Genomic DNA, 19,134 nt, shown 5'->3' with positions numbered 1-19,134 from the left:
GTCGCCGTCGACCCGGCGACGGCGCTGCTATCGTCGGCCGGGCGGCGACTCGGCGGCCCGATCGGACACGAACAGGTGATAGCCGTGACTCGGGTCCGTCCGCTCGTCCCCCCGGCGCTGCTGGGGCTCGTCGTGGTGGCGCTGGTGCTGTCCGGCATCCGGCCGTACGACCGGCTGACCTGGCTGCTGGAGACGGTGTGGGTGATCGTCGGCGTGCCGGTGGTGCTGCTGGTGTGGCGGCGCTTCCCGCTGAGCACCCTGCTGTGCTGCCTGCTGGCGGTGCACGCGTTGATCCTGGTCGTCGGCGGCCACTGGAGCTACGCGCGGGTCCCGCTGGGCGACTGGGTGCGCGACGTGCTCGATCTCTCCCGCAACCCGTACGACCGGCTCGGCCACTTCGTGCAGGGCTTCGTGCCGGCGATCCTGGTCCGCGAGATCCTCGTCCGGCGTTCCCCGTTGCGGGGCAGCCGCTGGCTCGCCCCGCTGGTGGTCTGCGCCTGCCTGGCCTTCAGCGCCTTCTTCGAGATGATCGAGTGGTGGTCGTCGGTGGCCGGGGGCTCCGCCGCCGACGACTTCCTCGGCACCCAGGGCGACGTCTGGGACACCCAGTGGGACATGTTCCTCGCGCTGACCGGCGCGATCGCGTCGCTGACCCTGCTCAGCCGGTGGCACGACCGTCAACTACCGGTCGGAGTGCCCGCCCAACCGGTCCCCGCCGTCGCGGCGCGGTGAACGGCCCGTCGTCCACCACCACCCCGGCCGGGCCGCCGGTCGTGGTCGGCAGGGGCAGTGGGCCTCGTGGCCGCGCCGGCCGGTCATGGTCGTCCGCGTCGGCCGGTCATGCTCGGGTGGGCCAGCCGTCGATGACGGCGGAGACGTCCAGCGGGTCCGTCGGGTCCGGAGCCGGTCGCGGTGGCGGTGCCGGCGTGCGCGCGAACCGGGGTGCCGGTGCCGGCTGCATCTCGTCGCCCACCGGGACGAACGTGCCCCGGGCGGCGTTGTGCGGATGGCGGTGCGCCTCGGTGGGGGCGAGCACCGGTGCGACACACGCGTCGAGGCCGGCGAAGACCGCCGTCCACTCGTCGCGGGTGCGCTCGGCGAACCGGACGGTGAACCGGCGGCGCAGCTCCGGCCAGCCGCTCGGGTCGTACTGGTCGGGCAGCTCCGGGTCGTCGGCCAGGCCCAGCCCGGCCAGCAGCACGGCGTAGAAGGCCGGCTCCAGCGCGCCCACCGCCACGAACCCGCCGTCAGCGGTGCGGTAGGTGTCGTAGAACGGTGCGCCGCCGTCGAGCAGGTTGCCGCCGCGCGGCGCGGACCACTGGCCGGCACCGACCAGGCCGTGCAGGAACGCGGTGAGCAGCGCCGATCCGTCGACCATCGCGGCGTCGACCACCTGGCCCAGGCCGGAGCGTTCCCGCTCGAGCAGCGCGGCCAGCACGCCGGTGACGAGCAGCATCCCGCCCCCGGCGAAGTCGCCGAGCAGGTTCATCGGGGCGTGCGGGCGGTCACCGCGACGGCCCAGCGGCTCCAGCGCGCCGGCCACCGCGATGTAGTCGATGTCGTGCCCGGCGCGGGCGGCCAGCGGCCCGTCCTGGCCCCAGCCGGTCAGTCGGGCGTACACGAGTCGGGGGTTGCGCTCCCGGCAGGTCCGCGGCCCGAAGCCGAGCCGCTCGGCCACCCCCGGCCGGTACGCCTCGACCAGCACGTCGGCCCGCTCGACCAGGCGCAGCAGGTCGGCCACCCCGGCGGGGGACCTCAGATCCAGCACGGTGACCCGGCGGCCACGGTGCAACGGCCCGGTCGTCGGGGCGGCCAGCCTTCCCGCGCCGGGGCCGCCCGGCCGGTCGACCCGCACCACGTCGGCGCCGAGGTCGGCCAGCACCATGCAGCCGAACGGCGCCGGTGCCAGGCTGGCCAGCTCGACCACCCGGACCCCGGCCAGCGGTCCGGCGCCGGTGCCGGCAGCGGGGGCCACGCCGTCAGAGGGCACGGGCGATCAGCTCCTTCATGATCTCGTTGGTGCCGCCGTAGATCTTCTGCACCCGGGCGTCGGCGTACATCCGGGCTATCGGGTACTCGGTGGTGTAGCCGTAGCCGCCGAACAGTTGCAGGCACCGGTCGACGATCTCGCACTGCCCCTCGGTGAGCCAGGACTTCGCCATCGCCGCGGTGGCCACGTCCAGCTCGCCCCGGTCGTGGCGGGTGATGCAGTCGTCGAGGAAGACCCGGCTGACCCGGGTCCGGGTGGCGCACTCGGCCAGCACCATCCGGGTGTTCTGGTGGCCGATCAGCGGTTTACCGAAGGCGGTGCGTTGCTTGACGTACGCGGTGGTCAGCTCGACGGCGCGCTGCATCGCGGCGACCGCGCCCACGCCGATGACCAGGCGTTCCTGCGGCAGCGCCCGCATCATCTGGACGAAGCCGAGCCCTTCGGCCCCGCCGAGCAGGTGCGCCGCCGGCACCCGGAGGTCGTCGAAGAACAGCTCGGCGGTGTCGTTGCCGTGCAGCCCGATCTTCGACAGCAGCCGGCCCCGCCGGAAGCCGTCCGGGTCGCCGCCGACCTCGCAGACCAGCAGGGAGATGCCGTCGGCCCGCTGCGCCGGGTCGGTCTTGACGGCCAGGATGACCAGGTCGGCGAGGCCGCCGTTGCTGATGAACGTCTTGGCCCCGGTGACCAGGTAGTCGTCGCCGTCGCGGACCGCCCGGGTACGCATCGCCTGCAGGTCGGAGCCGCCGTCGGGTTCGGTCATCGCGATCGCCCCGACCAGTTCGCCGCGGCACAGTCCGGGCAGCCAGCGCCGCTTCTGCGCCGCGGTGCCGTAGGCGACCAGGTAGCCGGTGACGATGCCGCTGTGCACGGCCAGCCCGAGGGTGCTCTCCCCGACGTGGGCCTGCTCGTGCAGCAGGACCGCCTCGTGGGTGAAGCCGCCGCCTCCGCCGCCGTACTCCTCGGGCACGGAGAGGCCGAGCAGACCCCGCTCACCGGCGCGCCGGTAGTGGTCGCGGTCCGGGTGGCCCTGCGCCAGCAGCCGCTCGGTGTGCGGCAGCACCTCCCGGGTGAAGAAGCCGCGGGCCAGCTCGGCGAGGTCGTCGTGTTCGGGCTCGCGCCACGGTGAGGTGTAGTTGGCGAGTCCAGGAGTCGACATGGGTACACCCTCACGCCGTGTTGGCGACGTGTCAACAACCCATGATCATCCACCGTGTACCGGGCCCGGTCGGGGTGACCGTCCACGGTGGTCTCACCCGACCGGCCCGACCCGAGGTCCGCCCCGCTGGCCGATAGGGTCGGCGAATGAGCGTTGACACGGAATCCCGGCGACGGCGGCTGGAGCCCGACGCCCGGCGGGGGCAGATCCTCGCCTGCGCGGTGCGGCTCTTCGGCGCACGGCCGTACGCGGATGTGTCGACCACCGACATCGCCCGCGAGGCCGGGGTGGCCCGAGGTCTGATCAACCACTACTTCGGCACCAAGAAGCAGCTCTACCTGGAGGTCATCCGGGTGATGGTGACCGTCCCCGAGGCGGCCGTCGAGCGGCTGCCCGCCGGCGACCTGCGGACCCGGGTCGACGCCAGCGTCGCCTGGTTCCTCGACGTGGTCTGCCGGCACCGCACCTCCTGGCTGGCCGCGGTGACCGCCGGTGGGATGGGCCACGACGCCGACGTCGCCCTGGTGCTGACCGAGGCCGAGGAGGTCGCGGCGGACAGCGTCCTCGTCGCGGTGGGGCTGGCCGATGTCACCGCGTACCGTGCGGAGCTGCGCGGCATGATCCGGGCGTACGGCGGCCTGGCCACCTCGACCGCCCGGGAGTGGCTCCAGCGGGGCGCGCTGGACCGGGCCCAGGTGCACCTGCTGCTCACTGCCACCCTGCTGACCATCGTCGAGCAGGTCTTCCCCGTGATCGCCGGCAACCGTCCGGTGCCGGCGGCCACCGCAACCCGCGTCGGCCAGCCGCTTCGATGACCCACGCGAACGCTCCGGGCCCGGTGTCGTCCGGCCCTCACCCGTCGACAGGTGACTGATTCCTTACCGATAGGTGCTGCCGAGGCGCGCGGTGGTACGAGGATGAGGCGATGTTCGAGGTATCGCCGTCGATTTCCGCTCTCGTCGTCCACGCCGCCCGTACGGCGGTGACCCGGTACGCCCCCGAGGAACTGGAGGTCTTCGACACGGTCGCCGCCGACTGGCGGGCCGGCGCCGTCCGGCCCGCCGGGAAGTCGAGGGCGCCCGGTAGCGCGGTCGGGTTCGGTATCGACACTTCACTGGTCAGCGAGTTGTTCCTCCAGGCGGTCGCCGCAGCCACCAGCGAGGTGCTCGTCGTCGCGGCGACCGGGATCGGGGCCGGGATCCGCGCCGGCTGGCGACGCCGCCGTACACCGGTCGATCCGCCGTCGCTCGCCGCGCCGTCGCGAACCCCGCCGGCCGTCGACCAGGACGGCACGTCGCACGCTGCGCAGGAGGCCGCCTCCGCATCGGCCGACCCGCCGACCCCGGCGGATCGGCTCGAGTTGACCGCCGAGCAGGCGGCCCGGCTGCGCGAGGCGTGCCGGCGGCACGCGCTCGCGCTGGGCCTGCCTCCGGAGGCGGCCGATCTGCTCGCCGACGCCACCATCGGCGCGACGGTCACCCCCGGCGACCGATGACCGAACCGACCTGCCCGGAACCCGACGCCGCACCGGATCGGCTGGGCTGGTGGTACCTGCTCGTGGTGGCGGCGCTGATCGCGGCCGGGGTCGGCGCGGGGGATCTGTACTTCGTCGCCGACCGGTCGTTGATCCGGCACTGGGTGGTGGCCTTCAACGCCTGCGAGCGGGCGTTCGGGTCGACCGCCACGAACCTGGTGCCGCCCGGGTTCACCGACTGCCTGACCGAACCGGCCCGGCAGCGGGCACTGGTGCTGCTGGTCGCGGTCGGCATCGTGTTCGCCTGCGCGGCGGTGCTGCTGGTGGCGGTGCCGGCGATCGACCTGTGGCGGCTGCGCCGACAGCGCCGCCGGTTCACCGTCGCGGGGGCAGCGGACCGGTTCGCCGCGCTCTGCGCCGCCGAGGGGTTGACCGGCCGGGATCGGCCGCGACTGCTGATCGCCGGCCCACCGGTCCGGCAGGCGTTCACCGTCGGCCTCGTCGGTCGGCGGCCGGTCGTCGTCCTCCCGGTCGGGCTCGCCGTGGCGTACCGGGACCTGCTGCGCTTCGACCCGGTGGTCCGGCACGAGCTGGCCCACGTACGGGCCCGGGACGTGGTGTGGGTGGCCGCCGTCCGCACCCTGATCTGGCTGCCCGTACCGGCGGTGGCCGTCGGTGGCCTGCTGGAGATCGGTTCCTTCGGCGCGAACCCGACCGTCACCGGCGCGTTCCTCCGGGCCGCGCTGCTGGCCGGCCTGGTGGCGGTGCTGTCGGCGGCGCTGCTGCGGGCCCGTGAACGGGCCGCGGACCGGCACGCGGCACGGGCCGACCGGGCCGAGGACCTGATCGCCCTGCTGCGTCGCGGTGTCGACGGGAACCCGCAGCGCCGCCGGGTGCCGGCCGTGCTGCGGGGGCTGCTCGCCCGGCATCCGACACCCCGGGAGCGGATCCGGTCGTTGCGGGAGCCGGCGGACCGGCGTGCCGGTGAGCTGGTGCAGGGGGTGGCGGTCGGCGCGGTGACGGTGGTGACCATGGCCGCCGCGCACGAACTCGTCATGAACGGGCACTACCGGGCGCTGGGCTGGCTGCCCTGGCTGGTGGACGTCTGGGTCGGCGCGGTGCTGCTCGTCGGCGGACTGTTGCCGTCGCTGCTGCGCCGGGCGGCCACCGCCCGCCGCTGCGGGGCCGCGGTCGGCTGGTGGCGACCGGTCACCGGTACGGGCATCGGCGCGTTCGGGGCGACCCTCGGCACCGCCTGGCTGCCGCTGCCCGGCGGCGCGAACCTCTTCCTCGGTCAGGGGGCTGCCGCGGGTCTGGCCTTCGCCATGGTGACCGCGGCGCTCGGCGCGGGCGCGGTCGGGTTCTGCGTGCTCGTCACGTCGGCACTGGTCGACACGTCGGCACCCCGCGCCGGGTGGTGGTACGCCGGGCACGCCACCGCGCTCGGTGTGACGGTCGCGGTGCTCTGGCCGGTGCCGGGGCTCCCACAGCTCTGGCACGACCCGGACCTGGTGCGGGTCTGGTTGGCCTACGCACTGCCCGACACCGGTTGGCTGCTGCCCGCCTTCGGGCTGCCGGTGCTGCTCGTCCTGCGGGCCATGGCGACGGCCCGTCGTGGCCGGTTCGGCTGGCGCGGTGCCGCCGCCCTGGCCCGCAGGACTGCCGGCTCGACCCGGGCCCGGTTGGTCGCGGTCGCCGTGCTGGTCTGCGGGGGTGGGGCGGTCGGGCAGCTCCGGCTCGCTCCGCCCGGCACCCTCGACGAGGCGGTACGCGATGCGCAGGCCCGCTGGCTGCTCACGGCGCTCGCCGGTGGGATCGTCCTGCTGGCGACCGTGTCCCTGGCCGTGACCACGCCCGGGGCCCCGCCCGTGACCGCGCCCGGGTCTGTTGCCGGGGCCGGGTCCGCGTCGGTGTCCGGGGCGGGCCGGCTCGACCGGGCGTTGCTCGCCGCCGTGGCGACGACCCTCGGGGCCGCCCTGATGCAGTACCTGGACGCGGCGCTGGCGGGCCGGTCCGTCGATGCGTCGGCGTTCCGGCTGACCGTGGGCAACCCGTTGGTCTGGCTGCTGTACCTGGCCGCTCTCGGCATGCCGATCCTGCTGCTGCTCCGGACGGACCGGGCCGGGCCCCGCCGGTGGGCGCTGCCGCAACGGGCGGCGCTGCCGGTGGTGGCGCTGACCGCGTTGACGCTGACCGTGCTGGTGCTCGGGCCGGGCGTGCCCGGTGCCGAGGTCCCGCTGCCGACGGCCGGCGTACCGTCCGCCTCCCGGTCCGACGCCGCCGCACCAGCACCGACCCCGTCGGTCGTGGCGTCCGGCCGGCCGTCCGCCGCCGCGCCGACGTCGTCCGGCACGTCGTCCGCCGGGGGTCGACGACTGACCGTCGCCGAGGCGCGAGCCGTCGCCCGCGCGGTTCGGTCGGCGTTACCGGCGTCCTGGGTGTCCCGACGGGTCACTCCCGCCGGGAACGATCGGATCGAACCCGCCGAGTGTGTCCCGCTGGCCCGGGACAGGTACCTCGACGTGCTCAGGCCGGGGGAGCGGGTCCGGTCCGAGGTCAAGTTCGGCACCCCACCCGGTCGACTCGGCATGGTGTCGACCACGGTGGAGGTCGGCGTCACCTCGTACGCCGAGCCGGTGCCCGGGGCCGTCTTCGCCGCCGCCGGGGCCGCCCGGTCCGCCTGCCGGCGGTTCACCGGCGGCGGGGTGCGGTTCACCGTCGGGCGACGGCCACCCCCGGCGCTGGGCGAGCAGTCCTGGCGGGTCGACTACGCCCTGGCTGTCGGCAGCGGCCGGAAGCAGATCACCGGGGCGACGGCCTTCGTCCTGGTGCGGGTGGGACACAACCTGGTCACCGTGTCCATGGTCGCGATAACCGAGCCATTGGACGAGCGGCTGCTCACCGACGCGGTGGCCACCGTGGTCGACGCCCTCGACCGGCCCTGACCGACCCGGGACAGACCATGCGGTAGGGGTTGAACCGGTACGCGACGCGCCAGCCGGCGGGGGTGCTCCTCGCGCTCGCCGGTCACCCCCGCCGTGTTCGGTGATCCGGAGGCCGCCCGTGCCGCGTGTCGGTTCTCACCGGCGGCGGTCGGTCGCCCTGTCCCGTTCGACCCGGGACGAGCCGAGCCGGACACCCACCACGAGGGCGACGACGGAGCCGACGACGAGGGGCAGCCGGATCCCGCTCAGTGACAGGGTTTCCCGGAACGCGGTCGCCCCGACGAGCACCCCGGTGACCGGCTCGGTCAGGGTCAACGCGACCAGTGGGGCGGCGAGCCGACCGTGCTGGAATGCGACCTGGTTCACCTGTACGCCGAGCAGGCCGACCACCGCCAGCGCCCACAGCCGCGGATCGAGGGCCAGCGCGACCGGGTCGCCGTGCCACCGGGCCGCCACCGACTTGAGCAGCGCGGCGCTCACCCCGTAGAGGACCCCGGCGGCGACACCGAGCAGGGTGCCCCGGGCCGCGTCGCCGACGTGCCGGGCGACGAGCAGGCAGCCGGCGACCGTCGCGCCGGCTGCGGCGGCGACCCACCACCACGCCTGGGCGCTCGGGTCGGTCACGCCGGCCCGGGGGTCGGTGGTGGCCAGGAAGGTGACCAGCCCGACGGTGCCCACCAGCGTGGCGGCCAGGTCCCGCCGGTGCACCGGCTGCCGGGTCCAGCCGGCCTCGATCAGGATGGCCATGAAGAGTCCACTGGCCAGCAGCGGCTGCACGAGGGTGAGCGGGCCGTACCGCAGGGCCAGGGCCTGGGCGGTCACCCCGACGACGTCCGGAACCCAGCCGAGCTGCCAGAGCCGGGTCCGCAGCAGCCGCAGCAGCAGCCGGGGGTCCAGGGCCTGACGCCGCTGCTGCCGCTTCGCGGCCCGCTGGTGCAGCGTGGTGGACAGGGCGAAGGCGAACGCCGCGACGAGCGCGGCCAGCACCGAGACGATCATCCTGCGCCGTCCAGGTGGGTGCCGAGGGGGCCCATCGTCCAGCCCCGCCGACGACACTCGTCGATCAGGTGGGGCAGCGCGTCGAGGCCGGCCCGCCATGCGCCGGGCGCCGCCGCGCAGGAGGAGTCGTGCAGCAGGACCGTGCCACCGCCGCCGAGTCCGGCACGGACCTCGGCGAGCACCGACGCCGCGTCCGACGACCGGGTCCAGTCCCGACCCCAGCAGGTCCAGAGCACCGGCCGCAGGCCCAGCCGCCGGGCGGCGAGCAGCGCCGACCCGGTCAACACCCCGTACGGTGGACGGAAGAATCGGGGGGTCTGCCCGGTCACGGTGGTGATCAGCGCCCGCCCGGCGGCGAGGTCCCGGCCGGTGGCCAGCGGACCCCGCAGCAGCAGGTTCCGGTGTTCCCAGCCGTGCAGCGCGACCTCGTGCCCGGCGGTGACGATCTGCCGCCCGAGCTCGGGGGAGCGCCGCAGCATCGAGCCCAACAGGAAGAATGTGGCCCGCACCCGGTGTGCGGCCAGCACCTCCAGGAAACGGGGCGTGGACTGCGGGTCCGGGCCGTCGTCGAAGGTCAGCGCGATCCGGTCCGGTGGGCCCACTCCGTCGAGCCGGTGCAGGAGATGCCCCCGCAGGGCCGGCACGGCGGTGACCGCCGGGGCCAGGTGCAGGCCGCCGAGCAGGGCCAGCCCGGTGGCCAGCCGTATCGTCGCCCGGTGTCTCACCGGCGGTCGCTGGACGACTGGAGCAGCGCCGCGACCACGGCCACGGCGTCCCCCAGCGCATCGAGCGGGGTGCTTCGGCGACGTCGGTCGTACGCGTGCGCGCGGCCCGGTACGGCGGCCACCTCCGCGACCAGCCCGGCCACCTCGACCCGGCCGGGCGGTATGGAGGGGGAGCGGTCCCACTGCGTGGTCGTCTCCATCAGCGCTGGGCGTAGCTGCTCCGCCGACGACACCCGCCGGGTCAGACCGGCCCGCGCGAGGATCGAGGCGTTCGCCCGCCCGTGTCCGGGAATCGGCCGGTAGGTCACCACCGGTACCCCGGCGGAGAGCGCCTCCTGGCAGGTCAGGCCGCCCGCGTTCTCCACCACGACGTCCACCGCGCGCATCAGGGTCGGCATGTCGTCGACCCAGCCGAACACGTGTTCCCAGTCCTGCCGTAGCCGGTCGTACAGCGCGGTGTTGCGCCCGCAGACCACCACCGGACGGGCCCAGCCGGTCGCGTCGACCTCCGCCACCGTGGTCTCGACCTCCCCGGCCCCCCACGCTCCGGCGACGATCAGCGCCAGCCGGTCCCGCTCGGGCAGGCCGAACCGTCGTCGGGCCTGCCTTCGGCCGATCCGGTGTGATCCGCCGAAGGCGCGCGACACCAACGGCTGCACCGTCGTGACCTCCACCCCGCCGGTGGCGTCGGCCGGTGGCACCTCGGCATGCCGGAGCGCGTAGTACCGGTCCACTCCGGGGCTCAGCCAGGTCGGGTGGAGCACGAAGTCCGTGACGTAGCTGACGACCGGGACGACCAGCCGTCCCTGCCGGCGCAGCGGCCCGAGGAGCTGGTTGGCGAACGGGTAGGTGGTCACGACGGCGACGGTGTCCGGTGGGATCGCCCGGCCCATCCGGCGTCGGAGGGGACGGAGCAGACCACGGATCACCGAAACGGACAACCGGGACCGGGCGGTCAGGGCGAACAGGAGGTCGTAGCCCCGGGGGAGGCACCGCAGCATGTCCCGGTACGCCTCCCGGAACACCCAGCGCAGCGGCCGCGGCAGGACGTCCAGCAGGTTCAGCCGGTCCACCGTGAAGCCGCGTTCCCGTAGGCGGTGCGCCAGCTCGCCGGCAGCGGTGTCATGGCCGGCGCCGACGTCCGCCGAGATCACGACTATCCGTCCTCGGCACTCCATACGAGCGCGCATACCCGCCCGGAATCGGCACAGTCCCCGGAATCAGGCCGATGCGCGCCGTGACCGGTGCCGTCCCGCGCTCACCAGGCCGGCCCGGGGAGAAGAGAAGGTGCGGTGTATTTACTGTTAACAAACTTTAATTTACCGTGGAGGCAATCGTCCGAGGTCGATCCGGCCCGCGCGGTGGGGTCACCCGGTGGCCACCCTCCGTGGGACGCCGACCCACTCCGAGGAGTGTCCCCATGCGTCGAACCCTCACCGTCCCCCTGGTGGCCACAGGTGCCGTCGTCACCTCCCTGGGCCTTGCCGCGCCCGCCCAGGCCCACGGCTACGTCTCCGCCCCACCCAGCCGCCAGGCCCTCTGCGCCCAGGGGAAGGTGCCCGACTGCGGCCAGATCCGGTACGAGCCGCAGAGCGTCGAAGGCCCGAAGGGGCTGCGCAGTTGCAGCGCCGGGATCAGCCAGTTCGCCGTCCTCGACGACGACAACCGGGGGTGGCCGGCCACCTCGGTCGGCAGCACGGTCACCTTCACCTGGGTGAACACCGCCCGGCACGCCACCAGCAACTGGGAGTACTTCATCGGCGGCACCCGGGTCGGTGTCGTCGACGGGGGCGGCCGGCAACCCGAGGCCACCGTCTCGCACACCATCAGCCTCGGCGGCTTCTCCGGCCGGCAGAAGATCCTCGCCGTCTGGAACATCTCCGACACGGCGAACGCCTTCTACTCCTGCGTGGACGTGCAGATCGGCGGCGGTGGCCCCACCCCGACCCCGAGCCCCACCCCGACGCCGACCCGCACCGCCACCCCGCCCCCGACCACCCCGCCGGCCCCTACCGGCTCACCTACCGTCGGCGGTACCTGGACCGCAGGCCACAGTTACCAGGTCGGCGACCTGGTCACCTACCAGGGGGTGGGCTACCGGTGCCGGCAGGCGCACACCGCCCTCCCCGGCTGGGAACCGCCCTACGTGCCCGCCCTGTGGACCCAGGTCTGACCGGAGCCGACCCGTGTCCGTCCGTCGGCCACCCGCCGTGCCGCCAACAGCTGTTCCTGGACCTCGACGGGCGGGTGGGCGGGCGTCGACCGTCAGCCGGTCGCGGCCCACGCCCCGACCGTCCACGCCCCGACCGTTCCCGAGGCGGGAGGGTGCCGCGCGGCGGCTGGCCGTCGCGGTACGGCACCTGACCGTCGTGGCTGTCGCGGCGACCCTGCTGCTCGCCGGGTGCGCGCCCGCCGCGCGCCCGGCCACCCCCGCGCCGTCGTCGTCGACCGGGTCGGGTCCGCCGACCGCGATCGGCGGGCTCGACCTGACGTTCCTGCACGCGATGACGGCCCACCAGGAACGGACCCTGGCCATCGTCCGGGCGGCGCCGGAGCGGGTCCGGGAACCACGGCTGCGTACCCTCGTCGCGGCCGTCGACGCGACCGAGACCGACGAGGTCGCCCAGGCCCGTGAGTGGATCCGTGCCGCCGGCCCGGATGCCGGCGGGCACCGACACGACCACCATCCCGACCCGACCGGCGCAGCCGACCCGGTGTCCCGGCTGCGGGGCACCCCGGCTTCCGGTTACGACGCCGTCCTGGTGGCGGTGCTGGTGCCCCAGCAACGGCAGGCTGCGGAACTGGCCCGGGCCCACCGGGCGCTGGCGGTCTCCCCGGCCGTCCGCGACCTGGCCCGGCGCATCGACGAGTCCCGTACCGCGCAGATCCGACTGCTCACCGCGCTGCCGGTTGCCCGGACCATGCCCTGACCGCCGCGCCCACCGGCCGGCGGACCCGACCCGGGGTCCGCCGGCCCGGGAGGCGGCAGCGCGGGACGGCCCGACGAATGGTCCGTCGACCTTCCGACACCACAAATCCCCGGCCCGAAAAACGGCGCGAAAAGCTCGATTTCCGACGAGCCGCCGGGGCCACGACAGATCCGGCGTCGTTGCCGACCGGCGGGGTCGAACTGCCGGCGGAATCGGTTTCCAAGGCCGTCGTCATACCGGAAACGGCCGATACCGCCACCCGTACGGCCAGCGGGACGAGTCGTTCGGCTACCCCCACGGCATCGATGTTCCTCGTGCTCCCCGGTCCCGGTATAGTCCCGTCAATCCTCATTGGAGTGTCGCAGGGAAAGCACGTGATCTGCGTGATGGCAGCTGGGCTGAGAAATACGCTGTCCGGTTCACCATTCGTCGGGCGGCGACCGGAGGTCGCGCGAATCTGCGCCGCACACGCGGAGAGCGCGCACACCGGTACGCAGGTGGTGTGCGAGGTGGTCGGCGATCCGGGAATCGGCAAGACCCGCCTGGTCCACACCGCGTTGGACCGCTGCGCCCCGACCCTGCCCCGGGTCGTCGGCACCTGTGTGGAGGCCGAGCGGGGCATACCCTTCCACGTCTTCCGGCACGCCTTCGGCGCCCCCCGTCCACCCCGCTCCGGCCCGCAACGCCCACCCGCCGGCGGGGCCGAACCCGACGGCGCGCTGGTGCCCCGCGATGCCGGCCCGGTCGACGTGCGCCTGTTCCGCACCTACCAACTGGCCCGCCGGCTGCTCGCCCTGGCCGCCCGGGACGGGCTGGCTCTCGTCCTGGACGACCTGCACTGGGCCGACGCCTCCTCCACCGGGCTCGTCACCCACCTGCTGCGCTACCCGGTGCCCGCGCCGCTGCTGCTGATCCTGGTCTACCGGCCTCGACAGATGGCCACCGCGATGCCCTTCGGCCCACCCGACACCGGCGTCCCAGGAGGCCGGTCTCGGGACCGGATCGAGCTCGGGCCGCTCAGCCTCGCCGAGACCGTCGAGCTGTACCCGCAGGCCGGCCCGGCCGAACTGGACGAGCGCCACCACCGGGCCGCCGGCAACCCCGGCTATCTCACCGCGCTGGCCGGTGTCGAACCGGTCGGTGTCGACCGGGACGCCCCGTCGACCGGCCCGCCCCGGCTCACCGACCGGGCGGTCGCCACGTTGCGCGCCGAGTGGGCCGGCCTACCGCCGGTCGAATCGCTGTGCCTGCGTGCTGCGGCGGTGTTCGACACGCCCTGCGCGGTGGACCTGCTCGCCGAGGTGGCCCAGGTGCCGGCGCAGTTGGCCAACGAGGCCGCATGGCAGCTGGTCCGCCGCGACCTGCTGCGGGTCGTCCCCGAAACGGCGCGGTTCACCTTCCGGCACCCGGTGCTACGCTCCGCGGTCGCCCAGGACACCGACCCGGCCTGGCAGGTCGAGGCCCACCATCGGGCGCTGACCGCGCTCATCGCACGGGGTGCGCCCCCGGCCGAGCGGGTGGCACAGGTCGAACGTCTGCTCACCCTGCCCCACGACCGGCCGGTCGGCCCCCACGTCGACGTGCTCTGTCAGGCCGCCCAGGAGATTCGCCGCGACGCCCCGGACCTGGCCATCCGCTGGCTGCGGACGGCGTTGCGCGCGTTGCGACCGCCGGCCGGCTCCCCGGAAAGCCGTCACGACGTCACCCTGTTGCTGGCCCGGATCACCGGGGAGGCGGGGAATCTCGCCGAGAGCCGGACGCTGCTGCGGGAGGTCGTCCCCGAACTGCCCGTCGACCCGACCGGCCGCCGGGCCGGCGCCGTCGCCCAGTGGGTACGGGTGGAGCGACTGCTCGGCAACTACGCGGAGGCCGCCGCGATCAGCCGCCGCGAGCTGATCGGCACGCCGACCGTCGGGGCGTACCAGCTCGCCACCGAGCTCGGCGCGGTCGGCATCCTGTCCGGCCACCCCTCGCCGATGCCCGGCGGAGCGCCCGACGGCGACGCCAGCGGCATCGACCGGGCCGGCCTGCTCGCGGTACGCGGACTCGCCGCCGCCCACGACGGCGCGGTGGACATCGCCTGTGACCTGCTCGCCACCAGCGCGCCGATCGTCGACGCGCTACCCGACCGGGACCTGCGCGACCACCCCGACTGCCTGCTGGCGCTCGGGCTGGCCGAGCTGTTCGTGGAACGGCACGCCGACGCCACCCGGCATCTGGACCGGGGGATCGCCCTGGTTCGCGACGCCCACCGCGACGACGGGCTCTGCCAGCTGCTGCTCGGCCGCAGCCAGGTGGCCTACCACCGGGGTCAGCTCGGCACGGTGATCGGGCTGACCACCGAGGCCGGGATCGTCGCCCGTCGGATCGGCAGCCGCTCCCTGCTCAGCTTCGCGCTCGCCTTCGAGGCGCAGGCCACCGCCTGGCGGGGCGGCCCCCGCGACGACGAGCGGGCGGTGGCCCTGGCGCGCAGCGCGGTGGAACTCGCCACCGACCTGGACAGCTGGTCCGGGCGTACCGCGGCGACCGCGCTGGCCACCGCGACACTGCTCGCCGGAGACCCGGCCACCTGCGGGGAGATGCTCACCGACGCCGGTGGTGACGACAGGCTGACCCGCCTGCAGGCTTCGCTGCGTCCGATGTGGCACGAACTGCTCTGCGTCGCCGCACTCGCCGGCGGGGAGCTGTCCGAGGCGGAGCGGCAGGCCCGGGCCGCGCTGGCCGCCGCCGATCTGGTCGGCCTGTCCGGGCAGCATGCGTTCGCCGAGTCGGCGTACGGGGAGGTGCTGCTCGCCCGGGGCGAGGTGGAGGCGGCCATGCCGTACCTGCGCACCGCGGCGGACCGGTTCCGGGCCACGGGGATGACGTTGCGGCACAGCCTCGCCCTGGTCTCGATCGCAAGGGCGTCCGAGGCGGTGGACCAGACCGGCGCCGCTGCGCGAGCCCGCCGCCGGGCGCTGGAACTGGCCGTGCGCTGCGGGACCGAACGGGTCGGCCTGCGGCTGGCCCGACCGGTCCGGGCGCTCGCCGAGACGGCACTGACCGACCGGGAGTGGCACATCGCCCGGCTGGCCACCACCGGCGTCACCAACCGCCTGATCGGACGTCAGCTCAACATCAGCCCCCGCACCGTGGAGGCGCACCTGACCCGGATCTACCGCAAGGCGGGGGTGGAGTCCCGGTCCGGTCTGGTCGCCTGGGTGTCCCGCTTCGATGACACCGATCGGTGACCGGTTCCCGGTGCGGATGACACCGTCGCGTGCACCGCCGCCGGGTGCCACACCACGAGGCCGCACCGCATCCGGCACCGTCCATCGACCGCTCACATACTCGATCCATCCGGCGCGATTCCCGCGACCCGGCGACGGACGGAGAACGACATGGTGGGCACACGATCCGTCCGGAAGCCGCCCGCCCGTACGGCGCCGACCGGACCCGCCGTCGCGCTCGTGCTGACCCTGCTCGCCCTGGCCGGCTGCGGCAACCAACCGGTGGACGCCGCCGCCCCGGCCACCGCCCCGTCCGCCGCCGCGTTCGACGCGGACCGGGCCGCGCTCGTGCTGACCGCCTTCGACCAGGCCGACTCGGCCGCGTCCGTCGCCGGTGACGTGCAGACCCTGCGCACCCAGGAGGTGTCGCCGTCGCTGGACGTCAGCATCGCCGCGATCCGCCGGGCCGAGTACAACCAGCGTCCACAACCGGCATTCCAGCACGTCAACCCGGCTTTCGCCGTACCGCCGGGTGAGCCGTCCTGTTTCCTGGCCACCGCCACCCTCCGGCTGACCGGGGCGGAGCTCGCCCCCACCGACGTGAGCCAGTTCGTCCGGGACGCCGACGGCCGGTGGAAGCTCAGCCACAACGTCCAGGTCACCCAGCCCGCCCTGGTCACCGCCCGGGGCATCGCCGGTCGACCGGCCACCGCCGGGGGCACCGCCGTGGACGAGACGAGCCGGCGGGTCCTCGCCGCCGAACTGTTCGCCCGCACCACCGGGGCGAGCGCCGGCAACCGGTCACTGGTCGCGTCGAGCCCGCTGCTCGACGGTCAGTTCGCCGGCGGTTGGGAGGTCTACCAGCAGCAACTCGCCGGTGCCGGGGCCCGCGTCGAACGCACCCTGGACCGGGCGGACTGGGCGGACTGCGCGGTCGCCGTACCCGAGGGGACGCTGACCTTCCTGACCGTGTACGCCACCGACACCCTCAGCCCGGCGCCCGGCGGGCCGGCCACGGTGCAGATGGTCCCGCAGAGTCCCGACATGATCTCCACCGGCAAGCGCGCCCCGGTCAGCGGCAAACGCATCCGGGTCACCCGGGTCGAGACGTTCCTGCTGCTCGTCCCGGCGCAGACCACCGGCACCTCGGTGCTCGGTCTCAACGACACCGCACTGACCGTCACCACCGGCTGACCGCCTCCTGGCGCGCCGCCACCGGCCCGACCGGGGCGGCGCGGAGGCGGGCCGTCGGCACCGACGGCTGAAACCGGTGCCATCGGTCCTGATCGGGCCGGTCGACGGTGACGATGACAGCAGCCGTGATCGTCGGCGACGCCCCGCCGGACATCCCCGGTGTCGCGCCGACGCGGGGAGGAACCCATGTGGCGTCCGCGTTTCCGCTCCGACCACGTACCCGTGCGGCTTCCCGACGGCCACCTCGTGGTCCTGGGCGAGACCCGCAGCCTGCTCATCGAGGACCCGGTCGCCGCGGACCTGGCCGACCTCCTCGACGGCACCGCGCCGCTGGCCGACGTGGTGGCCCGACTGGCCGCCCGGCACCCGGTGACCGCCGTCGCCGCCGCGCTGGCCCGGCTGCGTGGCCACGGCCTGCTCGTCTCCGGCCCGGCCGGCGTCCCGGTCGCCGAGGCCGCCGGCTGGGACGCCCGGGGCGTCGATCCGGCCGCCGGCCGGCACTGGACCCGGTACGGCACGGTCACCCTCGTCGACCTCGGCGCCCCCACCGTCTTCGAGACCGCGGAGGCGTTGCGGACGGTGGGGCTCACCGTCACGGTGACCCGACCGGACGCCCCCGAGGCGGACCCGACCACCGGACGGGATCCGGTGCTCGTCGTCCCGTCGTCCCTGCTCGACCCGGCGCTGGCCGTCCTCAACGACCGCCACCTGGCCGCCGGGCGACCCTGGACCCTGCTCCGGCCGCACGGCAACGTGGTCTTCATCGGCCCGCACCTGGTCCCCGGCGAGACCGGCTGCTGGGCCTGCCTGCGTCAGCGTTGGCAGGAGAACGAACAGGTGGCGGCGTTCCTGACCGGGCAGGACCCGTCCGGCGCGACGCCGTCCGCCGCCCGCGCGGTCGTCCCCGGGGTGGCCCTGGCGGTGGCCGGGCTGCTCGCCGCCGACCTCGCGGTGCTCGCCACCCGGGGTCGCTCACCACGACTGACCGGCCGGATGATCGCCCTGGACAGCCGGGACCTGAGCACCGAGAGCCACCAACTGGTCCGCCAACCGCAGTGCCCGGCCTGTGGCGATCCGGACCTGGTCGGCAAGGCCGACCCCCGGATCGAGCTGCCGCCGGCCGGCGCGTTGCCCACCCGGGCCGACGGCTCCCGCACCCGCGACCCCGCCGAGACGTACCGGATGCTGGCTCACCACGTCAGCCGGTACCTCGGCGTGGTCAGCCGACTGACCAGCCTGGAGGCCGTGGACAACGGCGTCACCCACACCTACTCGGCCGGGCACAACTTCGCCCAGCCCCGGCAGCTCGCCGGGTTGCGCCGCAACCTGCGTGGGCAGAGCGGCGGCAAGGGCCGCACCGACACGCAGGCGAAGGTCAGCGCGATCGGCGAGGCGATGGAACGCTGGTGCGGGGTGTGGCGCGGCGACCGGCCGGTGCACCGGGCCAGCTACCGGCAGCTCGGCCCGGACCGCGCCGTCCACCTGCGTGACCTGCTGCTCTACTCCGACCGCCAGTACGCCGACGCCGACCGGCTCAACCGGGACCTGGGCCACCTGCACCGGGTGCCCCGGCCACTGCCCGACGACCTGGAACTGGACTGGACCACCGGCTGGTCGCTCACCCGTGGCATCCCCCGGGAACTGCCCGCCGCGCACTGCTGGTACGGCCACCCGGAGTTGACCACGCTGAAGGTCTGCTCGGCCGACTCCAACGGCTGCGCGGCCGGGGCCAACCTACCGGAGGCGATCCTGCAGGGCTTCTGCGAACTCGTCGAACGCGACAGCGTGGCGCTGTGGTGGTACCACCGCTCCCGGCTGCCCGGGGTGGACCTGGCCTCGTTCGCCGACCCGTGGACGACCGCCTGCGTCGACCACCACGCCACCGCGCTCGGCCGCGAGCTGTGGGCCCTGGACCTCACCGCCGACCTGGGGATACCCGCCTTCGCCGCGGTGTCCCGACGGGTCGACGACGGCCTGGAGGACGTGCTGGTCGGCTTCGGCGCGCACCTCGACGCGCGGGTCGCGGTGACCCGGGCACTGACCGAGGTCAACCAGTTCCTGCCGGCGGTGCCCGGCCCCACCGGCGGTCGGCTGCGCTACGGCGTCGACGACCCGGACAGCGCCCGCTGGTTCGGCACCGTCCGGGTCGCCGACCAGCCTTGGCTGACCCCGGACCCGACCCGGCCGGCCCGCACGCTGGCCGACCACCCGCCGCTGACCACGGGCGACGTCGCCGAGGACGTCCGCGACTGCGTCCGCCGTGCCGAGCGGGCCGGCCTGGAGGTGATCGTCGTCGACCAGTCCCGACCTGACGTCGAGCTGGCGGTGGCGAAGGTCGTGGTGCCGGGGCTGCGGCACTTCTGGCGGCGGCTCGGCCCCGGCCGGCTGTGGCAGGTCCCGGCCGCGCTGGGCCGTACCCCGCTGGCCGGCGACGAACGGTCGGCCAACCCGCTGAACGTGTTCTTCTGACCGGGCCACCGGCCCGGCCGGACGAGGGGAGTCGACGATGACC

At 74.7% G+C, this 19,134-nt stretch carries 14 protein-coding genes; 9 read left to right on the top strand and 5 right to left on the bottom strand.

Annotation, left to right across the window (positions count from 1 at the left end; genetic code table 11):
* The first annotated feature begins 84 nt into the window (after positions 1-84).
* Positions 85-732 (top strand): DUF2238 domain-containing protein, encoded by a 648-nt coding sequence (locus ACIG87_RS00760; RefSeq protein ID WP_396846853.1) that lies wholly within the window; start codon positions 85-87, stop codon positions 730-732.
* Positions 733-838: 106 nt separating this feature from the next.
* Here ACIG87_RS00760 and ACIG87_RS00755 read toward each other — a convergent pair whose 3' ends face one another.
* Together ACIG87_RS00755 and ACIG87_RS00750 are read right to left on the bottom strand one after the other, a co-directional pair.
* On the bottom strand, positions 839-1,990 hold the full coding sequence (locus ACIG87_RS00755; RefSeq protein WP_396846851.1) for a CaiB/BaiF CoA transferase family protein: 1,152 nt from the start codon (positions 1,988-1,990) through the stop codon (positions 839-841).
* The gene (locus ACIG87_RS00750; RefSeq protein WP_396846849.1) at positions 1,980-3,146 is read right to left on the bottom strand and encodes an acyl-CoA dehydrogenase family protein; all 1,167 of its coding nucleotides are present in this window, start codon (positions 3,144-3,146) and stop codon (positions 1,980-1,982) included. The genes ACIG87_RS00755 and ACIG87_RS00750 overlap by 11 nt, the downstream gene beginning before the upstream one ends.
* A 146-nt stretch (positions 3,147-3,292) precedes the next feature.
* On the opposite strand from ACIG87_RS00750, the gene ACIG87_RS00745 reads away from it, so the two are divergent.
* The 3 genes from ACIG87_RS00745 to ACIG87_RS00735 all read left to right on the top strand — a co-directional run bounded on the left by ACIG87_RS00745 (position 3,293) and on the right by ACIG87_RS00735 (position 7,565).
* Entirely contained in the window at positions 3,293-3,961 is a 669-nt protein-coding gene (locus ACIG87_RS00745; protein WP_396846847.1) for a TetR/AcrR family transcriptional regulator, read from the top strand.
* A gap of 110 nt (positions 3,962-4,071) precedes the next feature.
* The gene (locus ACIG87_RS00740) at positions 4,072-4,641 is read left to right on the top strand and encodes a hypothetical protein (protein WP_396846845.1); all 570 of its coding nucleotides are present in this window, start codon (positions 4,072-4,074) and stop codon (positions 4,639-4,641) included.
* Positions 4,638-7,565 (top strand): M48 family metalloprotease, encoded by a 2,928-nt coding sequence (locus ACIG87_RS00735; protein WP_396846843.1) that lies wholly within the window; start codon positions 4,638-4,640, stop codon positions 7,563-7,565. Before ACIG87_RS00740 ends, ACIG87_RS00735 begins: the two co-directional genes overlap by 4 nt.
* A 135-nt stretch (positions 7,566-7,700) precedes the next feature.
* Here the strand turns inward: ACIG87_RS00735 and ACIG87_RS00730 are convergent, their stop codons facing one another.
* The 3 genes from ACIG87_RS00730 to ACIG87_RS00720 are packed head-to-tail and all read right to left on the bottom strand — an operon-like array spanning position 7,701 to position 10,443.
* Entirely contained in the window at positions 7,701-8,564 is an 864-nt protein-coding gene (locus ACIG87_RS00730) for a DMT family transporter (RefSeq protein ID WP_396846841.1), read from the bottom strand.
* A complete protein-coding gene (locus tag ACIG87_RS00725; protein WP_396846839.1) occupies positions 8,561-9,289 on the bottom strand; it encodes a polysaccharide deacetylase family protein in 729 nt (242 codons plus the stop codon). Before ACIG87_RS00725 ends, ACIG87_RS00730 begins: the two co-directional genes overlap by 4 nt.
* A complete protein-coding gene (locus ACIG87_RS00720; RefSeq protein ID WP_396846837.1) occupies positions 9,286-10,443 on the bottom strand; it encodes a glycosyltransferase in 1,158 nt (385 codons plus the stop codon). The genes ACIG87_RS00725 and ACIG87_RS00720 overlap by 4 nt, the downstream gene beginning before the upstream one ends.
* A 266-nt stretch (positions 10,444-10,709) precedes the next feature.
* Between ACIG87_RS00720 and ACIG87_RS00715 the strand changes: the two genes are divergently transcribed.
* The 5 genes from ACIG87_RS00715 (at position 10,710) to ACIG87_RS00695 (ending at position 19,091) form a co-directional block, all read left to right on the top strand.
* Entirely contained in the window at positions 10,710-11,462 is a 753-nt protein-coding gene (locus ACIG87_RS00715; protein ID WP_396846835.1) for a lytic polysaccharide monooxygenase, read from the top strand.
* 196 nt (positions 11,463-11,658) lie between these two features.
* Positions 11,659-12,219, top strand: a complete 561-nt coding sequence (locus tag ACIG87_RS00710) for a DUF305 domain-containing protein (protein WP_396846833.1) — start codon at positions 11,659-11,661, stop codon at positions 12,217-12,219.
* Positions 12,220-12,575: 356 nt separating this feature from the next.
* Positions 12,576-15,449: an ATP-binding protein gene (locus tag ACIG87_RS00705; RefSeq protein ID WP_396846832.1), complete on the top strand. Its 2,874-nt coding sequence runs from the start codon at positions 12,576-12,578 to the stop codon at positions 15,447-15,449.
* 150 nt (positions 15,450-15,599) lie between these two features.
* On the top strand, positions 15,600-16,622 hold the full coding sequence (locus tag ACIG87_RS00700; protein ID WP_396846830.1) for a hypothetical protein: 1,023 nt from the start codon (positions 15,600-15,602) through the stop codon (positions 16,620-16,622).
* A gap of 186 nt (positions 16,623-16,808) precedes the next feature.
* A complete protein-coding gene (locus tag ACIG87_RS00695; protein WP_396846828.1) occupies positions 16,809-19,091 on the top strand; it encodes a TOMM precursor leader peptide-binding protein in 2,283 nt (760 codons plus the stop codon).
* The last annotated feature ends 43 nt before the right edge of the window (positions 19,092-19,134 follow it).

Origin of the sequence: Micromonospora sp. NPDC051925 (assembly GCF_044548625.1) — a bacterium.
Lineage (GTDB): Bacteria > Actinomycetota > Actinomycetes > Mycobacteriales > Micromonosporaceae > Micromonospora.
The sequence above is the reverse complement of the archived record's forward strand: the minus strand, read 5'-3'. Positions and strand labels throughout refer to the sequence as shown.